This is a genomic window from Mesorhizobium sp. ES1-6, assembly GCF_020164775.1.
Classification (GTDB): domain Bacteria; phylum Pseudomonadota; class Alphaproteobacteria; order Rhizobiales; family Rhizobiaceae; genus Mesorhizobium.
The window spans coordinates 217,268-234,589 of sequence record NZ_JAIUGU010000004.1 but is presented as its reverse complement, the minus strand read 5'-3'; the positions used below and the strand labels follow the sequence as shown (position 1 = coordinate 234,589).

The following is a 17,322-nucleotide window of genomic DNA, read 5'->3' as shown; positions in this document are numbered from 1 at the left end:
TCGTGAATTGCGCGCAGCGACCGCTTGACTCCCATCGCGCCATGTGAAAAATTTTGCAGCAACTGATAAAAATATCAAAGGGTGGAAATGGTAGGGTTCGGCAACGGCCTTTTGCGCGACGATGATGCCAGCATGGCGGCGCGTGCCGCCTGGCTTCATTACGCCGGCGGGCTGACCCAGTCCGAGGTCGCCAAGCGGCTCGGGCTGACCAGCCTCAAGGCCCATCGCCTGATCACCAAGGCCAACCAGGAAGGGCTGGTGAAGGTCTATATCGACGGCGAAGTGTCGGAATGCGTCGAGCTCGAGGACGAACTTTCCCGCCGCTACGGCCTCGACTATTGCGAGGTGGTCCCCGATTTCGATTCCGAGGATCTGCCGCTCAAGGCGCTCGGCATTGCCGGCGCGCAGTTCCTCAAGCGCGAGATCGAGCGCGGTGAAGAGGCGCTGATCGGCGTCGGCCACGGCCGCACGCTGGCTGCCTGCGTCGAATATCTGCCGCGCACCACCACCGACCGGATCCGCTTCGTTTCGCTGCTCGGCGGCCTGACGCGGAAATTCTCGGCCAACCCGCATGACGTCATCCATCGTCTCGCCGAACGCACGGGCGCCGAAGCCTATGTGATGCCGGTGCCGATGTTCGCCAACACGGCGGAGGACCGCATCGTTCTGCTCGGCCAGAAGGGCATCAGCGAGGTCTTCGATCTCGCGCGTTCCGCCGACCTGTTGTTCGCCGGCATCGGGACCGCCGAACGCGAGGCGTCGCTGGTCGCCACCGGCATGATCGAGAAGGGCGAGATGGAGGAGATCCGCCGCAATGGCGGTGTCGGCGAACTGCTCGGCCATTTCTTCGACGAGGCCGGCAAGGCGGTGGCGACGACCGTTTCCAACCGGGCGCTGGCGCTGGCGCGCGAGGATATCGCCAACCGCCGGATCGTCGCCGTCGCCGGCGGCAAGATCAAGGTTCGCGCCATCAAGTCGGTGCTGGAGGGGCGCTATCTCAAGGGCCTGATAACGGACGAGCGCACGGCGCGATCGCTCGTGGAAGAGACGCCGGTCGGGTAGCCGGCAACAGTTCAGTTGAAACTACCCTGTGGAGGAGAAGACGAAATGCATGAGAAAGAGAAAGACCTCATAGACGCCTTCCTGCGCGGACAAGTCGACCGTCGCGGATTGATCAAGGGCCTGGGTGCGATGGGCCTTGCCGCCGGCACCGCCGGCACGCTGCTCAACCTGGGCCAGACCCGCGCGCTTGCCGCCGACTTCGATTGGCAGGCGCATAAGGGCAAGACCATCAAGCTCCTGCTCAACAAGCATCCCTATGCCGATGCCATGATCGCCGACCTCGAGAACTTCAAGAAGCTGACCGGCATGAACGTCGTCTATGACGTCTTCCCCGAAGACGTCTATTTCGACAAGGTCACGGCGGCACTGTCGGCAAGCTCGCCCGAATACGACGCCTTCATGACCGGCGCCTACATGACCTGGACCTATGGCCCGGCCGGGTGGATCACCGACCTCAACGAATGGATCAAGGATCCGGCCAAGACCAATCCGAACTATGCCTGGGACGATATCCTGCCGGGCGTGAAATCGTCCTGCGCCTGGAACGGTAAGCCGGGTGGCGCGCTGGGTTCCGAGGATGCCAAGCAGTGGTGCATTCCGTGGGCGTTCGAACAGAACAACATCACCTACAACAAGGGCATGTTCGACAAGGCCGGCGTCGGCGTCCCCGGCAATCTGGACGAGATGATCACCACGGCCGCCAAGCTGCAGAAGGATATCGGCAGCGGCGTCTACGGCATCGGCGTGCGCGGCTCGCGTTCCTGGGCGACGATCCATCCGGGCTTCCTCTCGGCCTACTCGAACTTCAACGAGAAGGATCTGACTGTCTCGGCCGACGGCAAGCTCGCCGCGGCGATGAACACCGCCGGCTCCAAGGCCTTCCACGCCAAATGGGTGCAGATGATCCAGGAGAGCGGCCCCAAGGACTGGTCGACCTACACCTGGTACCAGGTCGGCACCGATCTCGGCGCCGGCGCCTCGGCGATGATCTTCGACGCCGACTGCCTCGGCTACTTCATGAATGGCGGCGACAACAAGATGGCTGGCAAGCTCGCCTATGCCGCCTTCACCGCCAATCCGGAAGCCAAGGCCTCGACGCCCAACATCTGGATCTGGTCGCTGGCGATGTCCAACTTCTCCAAGGACAAGGACGCGACCTGGTACTTCCTGCAATGGGCTTCGGGCCCTGAGCACGGCCTGTTCGGCGCCACCAAGATGGATTTCGTCGATCCGGTCCGCCAGTCGGTGTGGAAGGACGAGATGTTCCGCGAGAAGCTCAACAAGAGCTACCCCGGCTATGTCGAGATGTTCGACGCTTCGGCCGCCGGCGCCTCGATCAAGTTCACCGCGCAGCCGCTGTTCTTCGACCTCACCACCGAATGGGCGGCGACGCTGCAGAAGATGGTGGCCAAGGAAGTGCCGGTCGACGAGGGCCTCGACAAGCTCGCCGAGAGCATCAACGGCCAGCTCAAGGAAGCCGGTCTCGGCTAAGTCGCAATAAGGGCCGGCCTGCCTGGCGGGTCGGCCCTCGTCAACTTTTCATGTTTGCGATGCGGTGCCGAAAGGTGACCGCCATTTCGCCCGACCGGCCGCCTTGCTCCCTTGGGCGGCCGGCAGGGCGAAGCGACAGCAACAACGGAGCAGCTCGATGACCGCAGTGGTATCGCAAAGGCTCAAGCCATCCGGCTTCAGGATCAGCAAGCGGGTGCTGCCCTACGTGCTCAGCCTGCCGGCTCTGCTGGTCTGCATCGGCATCCTGATCCCGTTCCTGACCTCGGTGGTCTATTCGTTCCAACGCTACCGGCTGAGCCAGCCTTGGGCGCGGCAGTTCAACTGGGGCGACAACTACATCTCCTTCTTTACCGATCCAAAATTCTGGAACACGCTGAAGGTCTCGCTGCTCTATGCCGGCACCACGGTCGTGCTGGAACTGCTTTTGGGCCTTGCCATCGCGCTGCTGCTGCAGAAGCGCTCGACGCTGAACAACTTCATCTCGATCATGCTGTTGATGCCGCTGATGACGGCACCGGCGCTCGCCGCGCTGATGTGGAAGCTGATGACCAATCCCGGCTTCGGCGTGCTGAGCTATCTCGCCAGCCTGATCGGGCTGCAGGATTTCCGCTGGGCTTCGTCGCCGTCGACGGCGCTGTTCACCGTGGTGCTGGTCGACATCTGGGTCTACACGCCCTTCATCATGATCCTGCTGCTCGCCGGCCTGCGCAGCCTGCCGACGCAGCCCTTCGAAGCGGCGGCCCTCGACGGCGTGCCGAGAAGCTTCGTCTTCTTCCGCATCACGCTGCCGATGCTGACGCCCTACATCCTGACGGCGACCTTGTTTCGCCTGCTCGATTCCATCCAGCAGTTCGACATCATCTATGCGATGACCCAAGGCGGGCCCGGCGACACGCTGACCGTCTTCCAGGTCGAGGCCTATCTCAACTTCTTCCAGTCGACCAATGTCGGCCGCTCGGCGGCGCTGATGATCATCCTGTGGGCGATCACCTATTTCCTCTCCAACATCTTCATCAAGAACTGGCTCAGGCTGCGCGAACGCGCCCGTGGCCAGGCATAGGAGGCGGCCATGGAACACACCTCCCTGCTCGAACGCATCCTGCGCGGCATCGCACTGACCCTGGTCGTGATCTTCTTCATGTTCCCGATCCTCTGGATCTTCATGATGTCGTTCCAGACCAACGAGACCATCCTGCGCATCCCGCCGCAGCTCATCTTCGAACCGACGCTCGCCAACTACACGGCACTGATCACCGGCAAGCTGATGACCGCCGCCGGCACGCTCGACATCGCCTTCATGCGCAACCTCTGGAATTCGGTGTTCCTGTCGGTGACCTCGGTCGCGGTATCGCTGCTGCTCGGCGTACCGGCGGCCTACGCCTTCGCCCGCCACAAATTCCGTGGCTCGGAGGACATCGCCTTCACGCTGCTGTCGTTCAAGTTCGCGCCGGCGCTCTTGGTGCTGTTGCCGCTGACCCTCTATTTCCAGAAGCTGGGCTTGGCCAACACCTATATCGGTCTGATATGGGTCTACCAGTTGATCTGCCTGCCGCTGATCCTGTGGATCGTGCGCGGCTATTTCGAGGATATTCCGGCCGACATCGAATATGCCTACCGCATCGGCGGCCATTCCTGGTTCGCCACCTTCCGCAAGATCGCGCTGCCGCTCGCCGGCCCCGGCATTGCGGCGGCCGGCCTGCTCGCCTTCATCTTCGCCTGGAACAATTTCGTCTTCGCGCTGGTGCTGGCCTCGGCCGACAAGCAGCCGGTGACGGTCGGCGCGCTCGCCTTCATCACCTCGTCAGGAATCCAGTACGGCCAGATCTCGGCGGCCATCGTGCTCTCGATCACGCCGACATTGGCACTCGCCCTCTACGCACAGCGCTATCTGGTCGAAGGCCTGTCGCTCGGCGCGGTGAAAGGATAGACATGGCCAGCCTCGAACTCAGAAATGTCGTCAAGCGCTACAAGAGCCAGACCGTCCTCGACAATCTGTCGTTGACCGTGGCTGATGGCGAAACGCTCGTGCTGTTCGGTCCGTCCGGCGCCGGCAAGACGGTGCTGCTGCGCCTCGTCGCCGGCGTCATCGATCCAGATGAAGGCAAGATCCTGATCGGCGGCGAGGACATGACTGATGTCGACGCCGAGTTCCGCGGCGTCGGCATGGCGTTCCAGAATTTCGCGCTGTTTCCGCATATGAGCGCCTTCGACAACATCGCCACGCCGCTGGCGGCCAAGCGTTCGTCACAGAGCGCGATCAAGTCCGGCGTCGAAAGCGTCGCCAAGCTGTTGAAGATCGCGCATGTGCTCTCCCACAAGCCGCGCGCGCTCTCCAACGGCCAGAAGCAGCGCACCGCGCTTGCCCGCGCGCTGGTCGGCTCGCCGCCGTTGCTGCTGCTCGACGATCCCTTGCGCAATGTCGACGCCAAATTGCGTTTCGAGATGCGGCTCGAATTGCCAAGGCTGCTCGCCGATCGCGGCGCCACCGTCGTCTACGTCACCCAGGACTACAAGGAGGCCATGGCGCTCGGCGACCGCATCGCTGTCATGTCGCAAGGCGTCATCCGGCAGCTCGGCACGCCCGAGCAGATCTACCGCGAGCCGGCCAACATCGAGATCGCGCGGCTGTTCGGCGATCCGACCATCAATCTGCTCGACGTCAAGCCCGCGCGGGATGCCAGGGGTATCTATGTCGGCCTGTCCAATGTTCAGGTCCATCTCCCGGATGCTCCCGAGACAGCCATCGGTCGCGACTGCATCATCGGGCTCAGGCCCGAGGCATTGCATTTCGTTGGCGACAACGAGCCCGGCGCCATTCCGGTGACGGTCGAGGCCGAGACGCCGCTCAACGAGAAGATCGTCACCTTGGTGCGTACCGTGCGCGGCCGTGAAATCCTGGTCTCGCGCCCGGCCGGAACGCCGGGCCGCGGCGAAGGCAAGGCCCATATCGCTGTCGACGGCAAGAGCGCCTTGCTGTTCGATCACGCCAGCGGCGAGCGTATCGGCGCCAAGAACATCGTCAAATTGCGCAGCGGAGAAGCGGCATGAGCGCCAGCGCACTCACCATATCAGGCGTCGACAAATTCTATGGTCCGATCGACAGGGGCGTTCACGCCGTCAAGAACCTGACCATGGAAATCGGCAAGGGCGAGATCGTGGCGCTGCTCGGCTCGTCCGGCTGCGGCAAGACCTCGACCTTGCGCATGATCGCCGGCTTCGAGGAGGTCTCGCGCGGCGCCATCGCGGTCGCCGGCCGCAAGGTGCACACCTTGCCGCCGGTCAAGCGTAATGTGGCGATGGCCTTCGAGGGCTACTCGCTGTATCCGCCGCTGACCGTGCGCGAGAACATGGCCTTCGCGCTCAAGGCCGCAAGGCTGCCCAGGAGCGAGGTCGATGCCAAGGTCGCCAGCATCGCCAAGCTGCTCGAGATCGAGGACATATTGGAGCGCTATCCCAGTTCCATCTCGGGCGGCCAGCAGCAGCGCGCCAGCCTTGGCCGGGCGCTGATCCGCGAGGCCGACCTGCATCTGCTCGACGAGCCGATGGGACAGCTCGAGCCGCAGCTGCGCGCCGTGCTGCGCGGCCGCATCAAGCACTTCATCAAGGAGCGTGGCTTGACCGCGATCCTGGTCACCCACGACCAGACCGAGGCCAATGCGCTCGCCGACCGCATCGCGGTGATGGAGGGCGGCGTGCTGCAGCAGTTCGACACTCCGGACCGGATCAAGGAGCGCCCGGCCAATCTGTTCACCGGCACCTTCGTCGGCGAGCCGCCGATGAACGTCTTCGAGGCCTTTGTCGGCACCGCCGCCGGCCGCATCAACCTGCGGCTGCCCGACGGCCTGTCGCTCGACTACGACAAGGATGCCTTCAGCGCCCCGGTTCGCGACCAGTTGCTCAGCCGCGAACGGGTGGTCATAGGCATCAGGCCCTACGCGGTCCGGCGCTCGAAGGAGGGTGTTCCGGCCAGGGTCTCGGCCAATCAATGGCTCGGCGACCAGACCCACATCGCCGCCGACTTCGCCGGTGGCTCGCTGGTTCTGGTGGAGCATGACCGCACGCGGCTTGACCTCGGCGCGCCGATCAATGTCAGCATCGATCCGAAAAACCTGCATGTTTTCGACCAGGTGAGCGGCAAGGCCATCTCGCACGGCATGGAGCTCGCGTGATGCGCGACATATTCATCGGCATCGACGCCGGCACCTCCGTCATCAAGTCCATCGCCTTCGACACGAAGGGCCGGCAGATTGCCGCCGCGGCAACGCCGAACCATTACGAGACGCTGCCGGGCGGCGGCGCCGAACAGGATCTGGCGCGCACATGGGCCGATGCCGCCACGACGCTGCGCCAGCTTGCCGACAAGGTGCCCGACCTCGCCAGCCGCACCGTCGCCATCGCGGTGACCGGGCAGGGCGACGGCACCTGGCTGATCGACGCCAAGGGCGAGCCGGTGGCCAAGGGCTGGTTGTGGCTCGACGCGCGCGCCGCCGGCGTCGTCGAGGAGATCCGCGCGCGGCCCGATGACCGGCTGCGTTTCGAAAAGACCGGCAGCGGGCTCGCCGCCTGCCAGCAGGGCTCGCAGTTCGTCTTCATGAAGCGCGCCATGCCCGAAATGCTCGGCAAGGCGGCCACCGCGTTCCACTGCAAGGACTGGCTTTATTTCAAGCTGACCGGCGAGCGCGCCACCGACCCCTCCGAAGGGACCTTCACCTTTGGTGATTTCCACACCCGCGACTATAGCGAGGATGTGCTCGACGTGCTTGGCGTCACCGATCTCAGGCACCTTTTGCCGCCGATCGTCGACGGCACCAGGCACAGCACCGGACTGTCGCCGGCCGCGGCCGCCGTCACCGGCATGCTGGCCGGTACACCCGTCGTGCTCGGCTATGTCGACGTCGTCTGCACCGCGCTCGGCGCCGGCCTGCTCGACCGCGAGCGCAAGCCCGGCTGTTCGATCATCGGTTCCACCGGCATGCATATGCGGCTGGCCGAGACCTCAGACGATGTGCAGCTCAACGAAGCGGCGACCGGCTACACAATGGCCATGCCGGCGCCCGGCGTGTTCGCGCAGATGCAGTCCAACATGGCGGCGACGCTCAACATCGACTGGGTGCTTGGGCTTGCCTCGGGCATTCTCGCCTCGCAAGGCATAAGCCGCAGCAATGGCGAGATGATCGCGCTTGTCGATGCCTGGATCGCGGCCTCGCGGCCGGCCTCGCTGCTCTATCAGCCCTATGTGTCCGAAGCCGGCGAGCGCGGGCCGTTCGTCGATGCCAATGCCAGGGCCGGTTTCGTCGGCATTTCCTCGCGCCACGGCTATGCCGATCTCGTCCGCGCCGTCTTCGAAGGCTTGGCCTTCGCCGCGCGCGACTGCTACGCCGCCATGGGGCCGCTGCCGCGCGAAATCCGCCTGACCGGCGGCGCCGCCAGAAGCCCGGCGCTGCGCAAGATCCTTGGCGCGGCCATTGGCGCCGACACGCGCACCAGCGCGCGTGAGGAGGCCGGTGCGGCGGGTGCGGCGATGATCGCCGCCGTCTGCGTCGGTCAATACGCGTCCATGGACGACTGCGTCGGCGAATGGGTGACGCCGCTGCTCGGCGAGGCCGAGCCGAGCGACCCGGACCTCGCCGCGATCTACGACAGGATGACACCGTCCTACATGCTGGCGCACCAGGCCTTGCGGCCGGTCTGGCGTGCCATGGCCACATCGCAGGAAAATTGAGAAGACGAGTATGCGTAAAAAAATAGCGATCATTGGCGACAACTTCATGCTGCCGGAGGTGTTTCGCGCCAAAATCGAGAAGGTCGCCAGTGGCGACCTCGATATCAGGACATTGCAGACGGCCTGGCCCGACGAGCCGATGGAGTTCGGCAATGCGGCGCTCGGCCTCGACAAGGTCAAGGAATATTTCGGCGATCCCGACGAGGTCGTCGATTTCATCGGCGACGCCGAAATCCTCGTCACCCAGCTGGCGCCCCTGTCGGAACGCATGATGCGGCGCCTGCCTGATCTCAAGCTGGTCGCGGTGTCGCGCGGCGGGCCGATCAACATCGACATGGAAGCGGCCAAGGCGCACGGCATCGCCGTGGTCAATGTGCCCGGCCGCAACGCCACCGCCGTGGCCGAATTCACCATCGGCGCCATCCTGGCCGAAACGCGGCTGATCCGGGTCGGGCATGAAGCCCTGCGCAAGGGGGAATGGCGCGGCGATCTCTACCGCGCCGACCGCACCGGCCGCGAGCTCAACGAGATGACCGTCGGCGTCGTCGGCTACGGCAATATCGGCACGAAAGTTGTGCGGCTGCTGCGTGCCTTCGGCTGCCACGTTCTGGTCAGCGATCCCTATGTGCAGTTGAGCGCCGATGACCGCAACGCCGGCGTCGAACTGGTCGCGCTGGACGATCTCCTGTCGCGGTCCGACGTGGTGACGCTGCATTCACGGGTGACGCAGGAGACACGCGGCCTGATCGGCAAGGACACGATCGCGCGGATGAAGCCGGGAGCGATCTTCGTCAATACGGCGCGCGGGCCGCTGGTCGACTACGACGCACTCTACGAGGCGCTGGTTTCAGGGCAGATCGCCAGCGCCATGCTGGAAACCTTCGCGGTCGAACCGGTGCCCTCGGACTGGCCCTTGCTGCAGCTGCCCAACGTGACGCTGACCCCGCATATCGCCGGCGCCTCGGTCCGCACCGTGACCTATGCCGCCGAGCAGGCCGCCGAGGAGGTGCGCCGCTACCTGGCCGGCCTGCCTCCGGTCAATCCGTGCTGAGAATGATGGCTATGCAACGCAAATCGCTCAGCGAGGCCACTGGCAAATGAACGACGGCCCTGACATCGTCGACCTCTTCGTCATCGGCGGCGGCGTCAACGGCGCCGGCATCGCGCGCGATGCCGCCGGACGCGGCCTTTCCGTGATCCTGTGCGAAAAGGACGATCTTGCCGAAGGCACCAGTTCGCGCTCGGGCAAGCTCGTCCATGGCGGCCTGCGCTACCTCGAATATTACGAATTCCGCCTGGTGCGCGAGGCGCTGATCGAGCGCGAGGTGCTGCTGGAATCGGCACCCCACATCATCTGGCCGATGCGCTTCGTGCTGCCGCACAGCCCGGATGACCGGCCGGCATGGCTGGTGCGGCTCGGCCTGTTCCTCTACGACCATCTCGGCGGCCGCAAGCGGCTGCCCGCCACCCGCACGCTCGACCTGCGCACCGCGCCCGAGGGGGCGCCGATCAAGGACAGTTTCAAGCGCGGCTTCGAATATTCCGACTGCTGGGTCGACGATGCCCGCCTCGTCGTCATCAACGCGCTCGACGCCTTGGAACGGGGAGCCAAGGTCTTCACCCGCACCGCCTGCATCGCCGCCCGCCGCGAGGGCGGCGTCTGGGTTGTCGAGATGCGGGACGTCAGGACCGGTATCAGGACCGTCGTTCGGGCGCGCGCGCTGATCAATGCCGCCGGTCCCTGGGTCAACGACATCGTCAACCGCGTTGCCGGCCAGAATTCCAGGCGCAATGTACGCCTGGTCAAGGGCAGCCATATCGTCGTGCCCAAATTCTGGGAGGGCCGGCAGGCCTATCTTGTCCAGAACAGCGACAAGCGCGTCATCTTCATCAATCCCTACCAGAACGATCTCGCTTTGATCGGGACCACCGACATTCCTTACGAAGGTCGGCCCGAGGATGTAACGGCGGATGAGAGCGAGATCGACTACCTCATCAGAGTGGTCAACCGCTATTTCAAGCGCGGCCTTGCGCGCAACGACGTGGTCTATTCCTTCTCCGGCGTCAGGCCGCTCTATGACGACAACGCAGACAATCCGAGCGCGGTGACCCGCGACTATATTTTCGAGCTCGACGCGCCGGAGGCGCAGGCGCCGCTGCTCTCCGTCTTCGGCGGCAAGATCACCACCTTCCGCAAACTGGCCGAGCATGCGCTGGACAGGATCGCACCGTTCTTTCCTCGCATGGGGAAGCCCTGGACAGCGAAGGCGCATCTGCCCGGCGGCGACATCGCCAATGCCGATTTCGAACAGTTTCTCGGCGATCTCGCCAATGAGTATCCATGGATGCCTGCGTCGCTGCTCAAGCATTACGGCCGGCTCTACGGCACCAGGACGCGGGCCGTGGTTGGCGGCGCTCGATCGCTCGCCGCGCTGGGGCGGTGCTTCGGCAAGGATTTCTTCGAGCGCGAGGCGACCTATCTCTTCGAACAGGAATGGGCGCAAGACGCGGCCGACATTCTCGAACGGCGCACCAAGCATGGCCTGCATCTGTCCGCCGAGGAGAAGTCGGCCTTCGAGCATTGGTGCGCGAGCCGGCAGGCGAGGGCAGGCTGATGGCTCTCATCGCTCCTGTCCGGCGACGGCGCTGAAGGGATCGCGACCTTGGCCTTCACGCTCTCCCTCAACACCAATCCGCTGGTCAACCGCTTCGCCGAGCCGGACGATCTCATCGACACCATCGCCTACGAGATTGGCATTCGCGACGTGCAGCTCACGCATGAATTCGTCAATCCGGGCTGGCCGGCGGCGACGATCGTCAAATTCGTCCGCCTGTTCCGCAACGCCTTGAACCGCACCGGCGTGCGCGTCACTTCCGGCATGACCGGCCCCTATGGCCGGCTCAACCATTTCGGCCATCCCGATGCCGATGTGCGCCGCTACTATGTCGACTGGTTCAAGACCTTCGCCGATATTTCGGCGGAGCTTGGCGCTGGCGGCATGGGCACGCAGTTCGCCATCTTCACGCATCGCGACTATGACGACCCCGCCCGCCGCGCCAGGCTGTTCGACATCGCACTGGACTGCTGGCGCGAGGTCGCCGAACACGCACGGGCGGCAGGCCTGACCTATTTGTTCTGGGAGCCGATGTCGGTCGGCCGCGAATTCGGCCACACCATCGAAAGCTGCCGGCTGCTGCAGGACGCGATCGACGCGGCCGGCATGGCCATTCCGCTTGAGATGATGGTCGACATCGACCATGGCGACGTCACGTCCTCCAACCCGGCAGACGTCGATCCCTATGCCTGGGCCGAGGCCTTCCCCCTGAAGTCGCCGATCATCCACATCAAGCAGTCGTCGATGAACAAGGGTGGCCATTGGCCGTTCACCGCAGCCCACAACAAGGACGGCCGCATCACGCCTGAGAAGCTGCTGGAGACCGTGCGGCGCGGCGGCGGCACCGACAACGAAATCTGCCTCGAACTGTCGTTTCGCGAGCGCGAGCCGGTCGATCACCAGGTCGTCGCCATGATCCGCGAATCGGTCGATTACTGGGCGCCTTTCATCGACGCCGGCAGGCCTGACCTGCTGCCGAAGGCTGGTTGAAATCGGGCAGGAGCCGATACAGTCCCGCCCGTTTGAAGAGGCCACGGCTCGAAATATTCCGACGATCCAACCGCCCGCCCGCCGGCGGAAAGGAATGCACCCTTTAGCGAATGTATATTAGGCAGGTCGAATGTTTTGTCGGCCTGCGAAGCTTAACTATGAGCAAAGGCAAACTATAAAAGATACTTTTGTTTAACTTCGCCATGCATACTGCGAACTGGCCAGATTTGCTTGTCCGGCTTTCCCGCCTGAATTGAGAATTCGTATGTCGGTTACACGTCGCACATTGCTCACGGCCGGAGGCGTCGGATTGCTGGTCGCGCAGGCGCGGGCGGCCAATACTCCGGGACAGCAAATGGAGAACGCCTCCGTTGTGAGCAATAATGCGCTGCGCATCGCAATGCCGGCCTTTGCCGCCAATCCATTTTTCCCGGCCGATGGATCGGGGGACACCGGTATAGACATGGAACTGGCCCGCGGCATAGCTGGCGAGCTTGGCGTCGAGCCGGTGTTCGACCGATCCGCCGTAACATTCGACGGCATGGTGGAACAGCTGACATCGGGCCAGGCGGACATCGCGATCGGCAAGCTCAGCCGCACCCTTCGCCGTGGTCGATCAATCCTCTATTCCCGACCTTACGCCGTGCTGCACCAAGGGCTGCTGGCCAACCGTCTCAGCCTGGCGCGCATCACGCAAGGCAAGCCGCCCGAGCAGATCATCCGCGATTTCTCGGGCGATCTCGGCGTGATCGAGGGCTCTTCATTCGCTACCTATGCCGCCAAAACCTTTCCGCATGCGCAACTCCATCGTTTTGCAGGCTGGGACATGGTTGTCGATGCGATCCGAAACGGGACGATTGACATGGCCTATCGCGACGATTTCGAGATCAAGAAGCTGATGGTCGACGATCCGTCGATGACGGTCGCCGCGCGCTCGATCACGCTGACGGACAAGGTGGACACGATCGCAATCGGCGTGCGGCCGGACAATCCGCATCTCGCGGCCTTTATCGACCTTTATCTCGATCTCGCGCGCGGGCAGCAGGTTCTCAACACCGATGAGATCATCGCCCGCTATCGATTGGGGAGCAAAGCCTGACGATGGCCATCTCGGAGGTAGCCGGACACCTGTCTTTCGATTGGCGCCTGGCGGCAAGGCGCGTATTGCGCTCGCCCGTGACGACGATCGCGATGATCGCGGCCGGGATCCTGTGCGGTCTCTACCATCCGGAGTTTTCTCATGCGATCAGCCCGATCGCGCAGCTCTATCTGAATTTCCTCAAGATGGTCGTCCTGCCCTATCTGGTCTCGTCGGTCATCTTCTCGATCGCCGCCATGGTCCAGGACCCGAAATCGGTCCGCTACCTGGGCAAGGTCGGCATCGCCGTGCTGGTCGTGTCGTTCCTGGCCGTGCTGGTGAGCGGCACCTATTCGCTGATCCTCCAGCCGGGCCAGATCGAGAACCCTCAGTCGCGCATCGAGCTTGGCGAGTTCATCAATTCCCAGGGCAGCGTATCCACCGATCTCGCATTTCCGTTCCAGCCGCCGCCATCCAACGCGGACCCAAATAGCGGACATTCGATCTTCCTGGATCTGGTGCCGAACAACGTCTTCAACGCGCTGGCCTCGGGCCAGACCATCCAGGTCCTGCTGTTTTGCCTGCTCTTCGGGCTCGCGATGGGCAAGATCCCCCAGCCCTCGTCGATGAGCCTGACGCAGGCGCTCAACGCGGTCTACCGCGCCTGCACCGTGCTGACCAACTGGTTCATCTGGGGATTGCCCTTTGCAACTTTCATCCTGATCGCTGACCAGACCGCGTCGACCGGCACCAAGCCGCTGACGCTGATGGGCGGCTACCTGCTGGTGATGGGGCTTTCCTGCCTGACATTCCTCGCCGGCGCATTCGCCATTATCGCCATCCGGTCGCGCCGAAGCTACTGGTCCACGATCAAGACCTGCCAGCCCCTTCTGATGGTGGCCATCACCACGCGCTCCTCGGTTGCCTCGCTTCCATGGGTCATCAACCTGTTGAGCGAGCGGTTGAGGTTCAACCTGGTGGTCGTCGAACTGCTCGTGCCGCTGCAGGCGGCATTGCTGCGGACGGGTCCGGCGCTGGTCTACACCTCGGGCGCCCTGTTCATCGCGCAGCTCTACGGCCATCCGCTGGCAATCCCGGATCTGCTGCTCGTCGGCATTGTCTCGGCGCTTCTGGCGCTCACCACCGGCGGCATGGGAAGCCTGCTCATCCTGTCCCAGATGTCTATCGTCTGCGGCTACCTGAAGCTTCCCTTCGAGGCGGCATTTGCCCTGTTCGTCGCCGTCGATGCGGTCGTGGACACGTTCATGACGCTGGCCAGCGTCTGCACCGTGGCGGCGAGCACCGCAATGATCGCACCGGGCCATAGGGAGGTAACGCAGCCTGCCGAAGCAGTTCCCGGAGAGCTTGAAGCCGAGTCCGTCCGATGACCGACCAAGGGATCAGCCTTCAACTCGGCATCATCGGCGGCCTCGGGCCGCTGGCATCGGCCGACTTCTACTTGAAGCTGACCCGGATAACGCAGGCAGTCCGCGACAACGAACATGTGCCCGCCGTCATCCTCAGCGTGCCACAGCTGCCCGACAGGACCGAGGCTATCCTTGCGGGCCATGACGGGCCGCTGGCGTCGTTGAAAGCCGCGGTCTCGACACTCAACACGCTCGGCGTCGCCTGTATCGCAATTCCGTGCAACACGGCCCACCACTGGTATGGCCAGCTGACGGCGATCTCGCGAGCCGAGATCATCCACATCGGCGATGCGGTCGTGGCGGAAACCCGTCGCGGCCTGGACCGGGGCCAGGTCGCGATTCTCGCGACCCGGGGCACACTGGTCTCCGGCTTTTATCAGGACAGGATGTCGGCGGCGGGATTTGAACTCTGCTTTCCCGCGAGCACGGAATTTCAGGAGCGCGTCGACAGCGCGATCGGCCTCGTCAAGGCGGGTTCGATCGCGGAGGCCGCAGCCGAGACCGGGCGCGCGCTCGAGATCGTGCGATCGGCCGGCGCCGACACAGCCCTCCTCGGCTGTACCGAACTGTCGGTAGTGGCCGCCAGCCTTGACGATACAAACGGATTGGTCGTCATCGACAGCAATGCGGCCTTGGCGCGAGCCTGTCTGGCACGATTGGGCTTCGCCGCGCAGGAAGCGCGCGGCTTGCCAACCGTGTCGGAGCTGCGGGGACATGACCGATTTCCCTGGCAGTCGGCGCGGCGGGCCTAAAGCAGTCCAGCGTTTGACAGAATCGCTGAACCGCCCGGGGGCCGCGGTCGTTCAGCCGAATTTCGGATCGAGGCTGCCCGATTTGTAGCGCTTGGCCATTTCCGAGACCGGCAGCGGCTTGATCTTCGGCGCGTTGCCGGCGGTGCCGAACTGCTCGAAGCGCTCCTTGCAGAGCTTCCTCATCGCCGCCATGGCCGGCGTCAGGTATTTGCGCGGGTCGAACTCGCTCGGGTTCTCGGTCAGCACCTTGCGGATCGCACCGGTCAGCGCCATGCGGTTGTCGGTGTCGATGTTGATCTTGCGCACGCCATGCTTGATGCCGCGCTGGATCTCTTCCACCGGCACACCCCAGGTCGGCTTCATCTGGCCGCCATATTTGTTGATGATCTCCTGCAGATCCTCCGGCACCGAGGACGAGCCGTGCATGACGAGGTGCATGTTCGGCAGGCGGCGATGGATTTCCTCGATGACGTTCATCGCCAGCACCGCGCCGTCGGGCTTGCGCGAGAATTTATAGGCGCCGTGGCTGGTGCCCATGGCCACCGCCAGCGCATCGACATGCGTGTCCTTGACGAACTGCACCGCCTGCTCGGGATCGGTCAAGAGCTGGTCGTGGCTGATCGCGCCTTCGACGCCGTGGCCGTCTTCCTGCTCGCCGCCGCCGCTCTCCAATGAACCCAGCACGCCGATTTCGCCTTCCACCGAGACGCCGCCCCAATGCGCCATGTCGACGACGCGCTTGGTGATACCGGAATTATAGGCATAGTCGGCCGGCGACTTGCCGTCCTCCTTGAGCGAGCCGTCCATCATCACCGAGGTGAAGCCGTACTGGATGGCGGTGACGCAGGTGGCTTCGTTGTTGCCGTGGTCGAGATGCATGCAGACCGGGATGTCGGGGTGGATTTCGACCAGCGCGTCGATCAGCTTGGCCAGCACCACGTCATTGGCATAGGCACGCGCGCCGCGGCTCGCCTGCAGGATGACCGGCGACTTGGTCTCCTCCGCCGCTTCCATGATGGCGAGGCCCTGTTCCATGTTGTTCATGTTGAAGGCCGGCACGCCATAGCCATATTCGGCGGCGTGATCGAGCAATTGTCTCAGTGTGATGCGAGCCAACGATTAGTCTCCCGTATCTGGTTTCAAAACCCGTGGTTGCGGACTGTCCGCGCATCGTCCAGCCCACCGATGCTTCTGGCCGGAATTCCGCGCAACCGCAACCGTGACAGACCGTCCCGGCCGCAATTCTTGTTACAGCGTCGCGATAAAAGCCGGCGAAATATCCCAAGGAAATATCCCATTATCACAAAAATAATGATACTTGTGCGACGATATCTGTTATATCTGGCTCGATCAAGGCGCCAGGGTTCTGCTTTGGCGGGTCGGGCATGAAGAGCGACAACAGGCGGCAAGGCATAATGGATTTTTTGGTGGACGCCGGCGCGGCAACCGTCGACGACCTTGCCTCGCGCTTTGGCGTCTCCAGGATGACCGTGCACCGCGACCTCGACGAGCTCGAGGAAAGCGGCTTCCTGCGCAAGGTGCGCGGCGGCGCCTCGATCCAGCCGAGCAGACTGTTCGAAAGCGATTTCCGTTACCGGCAGAAGCAGGCGATCGGGGAAAAGCAGCGCCTTGCGGCGGCGGCCGTGGCCATGATCGAACCCGGCCAGACCGTCATCATCGACGACGGCTCGACGGCGGGCGGCATTGCGCGCCATTTGGCGGATCTCAGGCCGCTGACGGTGATTACCAACAACCTCGCCGTCATCCAGGATCTGGCCGGTGCCGGAGGCATCAACCTGATCGCGCTGGGCGGCCAGTACTCGAAGAAATTCCACGGCTTCTTCGGCCTGCTCGCGGAGGCCTCGCTGCGATCGCTGCGTGCCGACGTCGCCTTCCTGTCCTCGTCCGCAATTCATGGCGCCTCCGCCTTCCATCAGGACCAGGAAGTGGTGCAGGCCAAGCGGCTGATGATGGCGGCGGCGACGCGCAAATATCTGCTGGTCGATCACGGCAAGTTTGGTCGCAGCGCATTGCATTTTCTGACCGATCTCAACGCGTTCGACGCCGTCTTCACCGGGCGCGAGCCGGAGCCCGGAATGCGCGCCACGCTGGATGCGGCCGGGGTTTTGCTGACCGTGGTCGCCGACAAGGATTGAGGATCAAG

Annotated in this window: 15 protein-coding genes; 14 read left to right on the top strand and 1 reads right to left on the bottom strand. The window is 63.8% G+C overall.

Features of this window, described 5'->3' with window-relative positions; all coding sequences use genetic code 11:
• The first annotated feature begins 87 nt into the window (after positions 1 to 87).
• The 13 genes from LB564_RS13180 (at position 88) to LB564_RS13120 (ending at position 15,158) form a co-directional block, all read left to right on the top strand.
• Entirely contained in the window at positions 88 to 1,062 is a 975-nt protein-coding gene (locus LB564_RS13180) for a sugar-binding transcriptional regulator (RefSeq protein WP_224538247.1), read from the top strand.
• A gap of 45 nt (positions 1,063 to 1,107) precedes the next feature.
• A complete protein-coding gene (locus LB564_RS13175) occupies positions 1,108 to 2,553 on the top strand; it encodes an extracellular solute-binding protein (RefSeq protein ID WP_140705558.1) in 1,446 nt (481 codons plus the stop codon).
• Between the two features lie 157 nt (positions 2,554 to 2,710).
• Complete coding sequence (locus tag LB564_RS13170) at positions 2,711 to 3,634, top strand: carbohydrate ABC transporter permease (RefSeq protein WP_015318968.1); 924 nt, start codon at positions 2,711 to 2,713, stop codon at positions 3,632 to 3,634.
• A gap of 9 nt (positions 3,635 to 3,643) precedes the next feature.
• On the top strand, positions 3,644 to 4,501 hold the full coding sequence (locus LB564_RS13165) for a carbohydrate ABC transporter permease (RefSeq protein WP_140705560.1): 858 nt from the start codon (positions 3,644 to 3,646) through the stop codon (positions 4,499 to 4,501).
• Between the two features lie 2 nt (positions 4,502 to 4,503).
• On the top strand, positions 4,504 to 5,622 hold the full coding sequence (locus tag LB564_RS13160; protein ID WP_224538245.1) for an ABC transporter ATP-binding protein: 1,119 nt from the start codon (positions 4,504 to 4,506) through the stop codon (positions 5,620 to 5,622).
• Positions 5,619 to 6,743 carry an ABC transporter ATP-binding protein gene (locus tag LB564_RS13155; protein WP_224538243.1) on the top strand — a complete coding sequence of 375 codons (1,125 nt, stop codon included), beginning with the start codon at positions 5,619 to 5,621 and terminating at the stop codon, positions 6,741 to 6,743. Before LB564_RS13160 ends, LB564_RS13155 begins: the two co-directional genes overlap by 4 nt.
• Positions 6,743 to 8,296: an FGGY-family carbohydrate kinase gene (locus LB564_RS13150; protein ID WP_224538241.1), complete on the top strand. Its 1,554-nt coding sequence runs from the start codon at positions 6,743 to 6,745 to the stop codon at positions 8,294 to 8,296. The genes LB564_RS13155 and LB564_RS13150 overlap by 1 nt, the downstream gene beginning before the upstream one ends.
• 10 nt (positions 8,297 to 8,306) lie before the next feature.
• Positions 8,307 to 9,347, top strand: coding sequence for a 2-hydroxyacid dehydrogenase (locus LB564_RS13145; protein WP_224538239.1), 1,041 nt, complete (start codon positions 8,307 to 8,309; stop codon positions 9,345 to 9,347).
• A 46-nt stretch (positions 9,348 to 9,393) separates the two neighbouring features.
• Positions 9,394 to 10,911 carry a glycerol-3-phosphate dehydrogenase gene (locus tag LB564_RS13140; RefSeq protein WP_224538236.1) on the top strand — a complete coding sequence of 506 codons (1,518 nt, stop codon included), beginning with the start codon at positions 9,394 to 9,396 and terminating at the stop codon, positions 10,909 to 10,911.
• A gap of 48 nt (positions 10,912 to 10,959) precedes the next feature.
• A complete protein-coding gene (locus tag LB564_RS13135) occupies positions 10,960 to 11,901 on the top strand; it encodes a sugar phosphate isomerase/epimerase family protein (RefSeq protein ID WP_224538234.1) in 942 nt (313 codons plus the stop codon).
• Positions 11,902 to 12,166: 265 nt separating this feature from the next.
• A complete protein-coding gene (locus tag LB564_RS13130) occupies positions 12,167 to 13,000 on the top strand; it encodes a substrate-binding periplasmic protein (protein ID WP_224538231.1) in 834 nt (277 codons plus the stop codon).
• A gap of 2 nt (positions 13,001 to 13,002) precedes the next feature.
• Complete coding sequence (locus tag LB564_RS13125) at positions 13,003 to 14,367, top strand: dicarboxylate/amino acid:cation symporter (RefSeq protein WP_224538229.1); 1,365 nt, start codon at positions 13,003 to 13,005, stop codon at positions 14,365 to 14,367.
• Positions 14,364 to 15,158: an aspartate/glutamate racemase family protein gene (locus LB564_RS13120; protein WP_224538227.1), complete on the top strand. Its 795-nt coding sequence runs from the start codon at positions 14,364 to 14,366 to the stop codon at positions 15,156 to 15,158. Before LB564_RS13125 ends, LB564_RS13120 begins: the two co-directional genes overlap by 4 nt.
• Positions 15,159 to 15,209: 51 nt before the next feature.
• Here LB564_RS13120 and fba read toward each other — a convergent pair whose 3' ends face one another.
• A complete protein-coding gene (gene fba, locus LB564_RS13115) occupies positions 15,210 to 16,274 on the bottom strand; it encodes a class II fructose-bisphosphate aldolase (protein WP_140769184.1) in 1,065 nt (354 codons plus the stop codon).
• A gap of 269 nt (positions 16,275 to 16,543) precedes the next feature.
• Here fba and LB564_RS13110 point away from each other — a divergent pair, with 269 nt between their 5' ends.
• A complete protein-coding gene (locus tag LB564_RS13110) occupies positions 16,544 to 17,314 on the top strand; it encodes a DeoR/GlpR family DNA-binding transcription regulator (protein WP_224538225.1) in 771 nt (256 codons plus the stop codon).
• Positions 17,315 to 17,322: the final 8 nt, after the last annotated feature.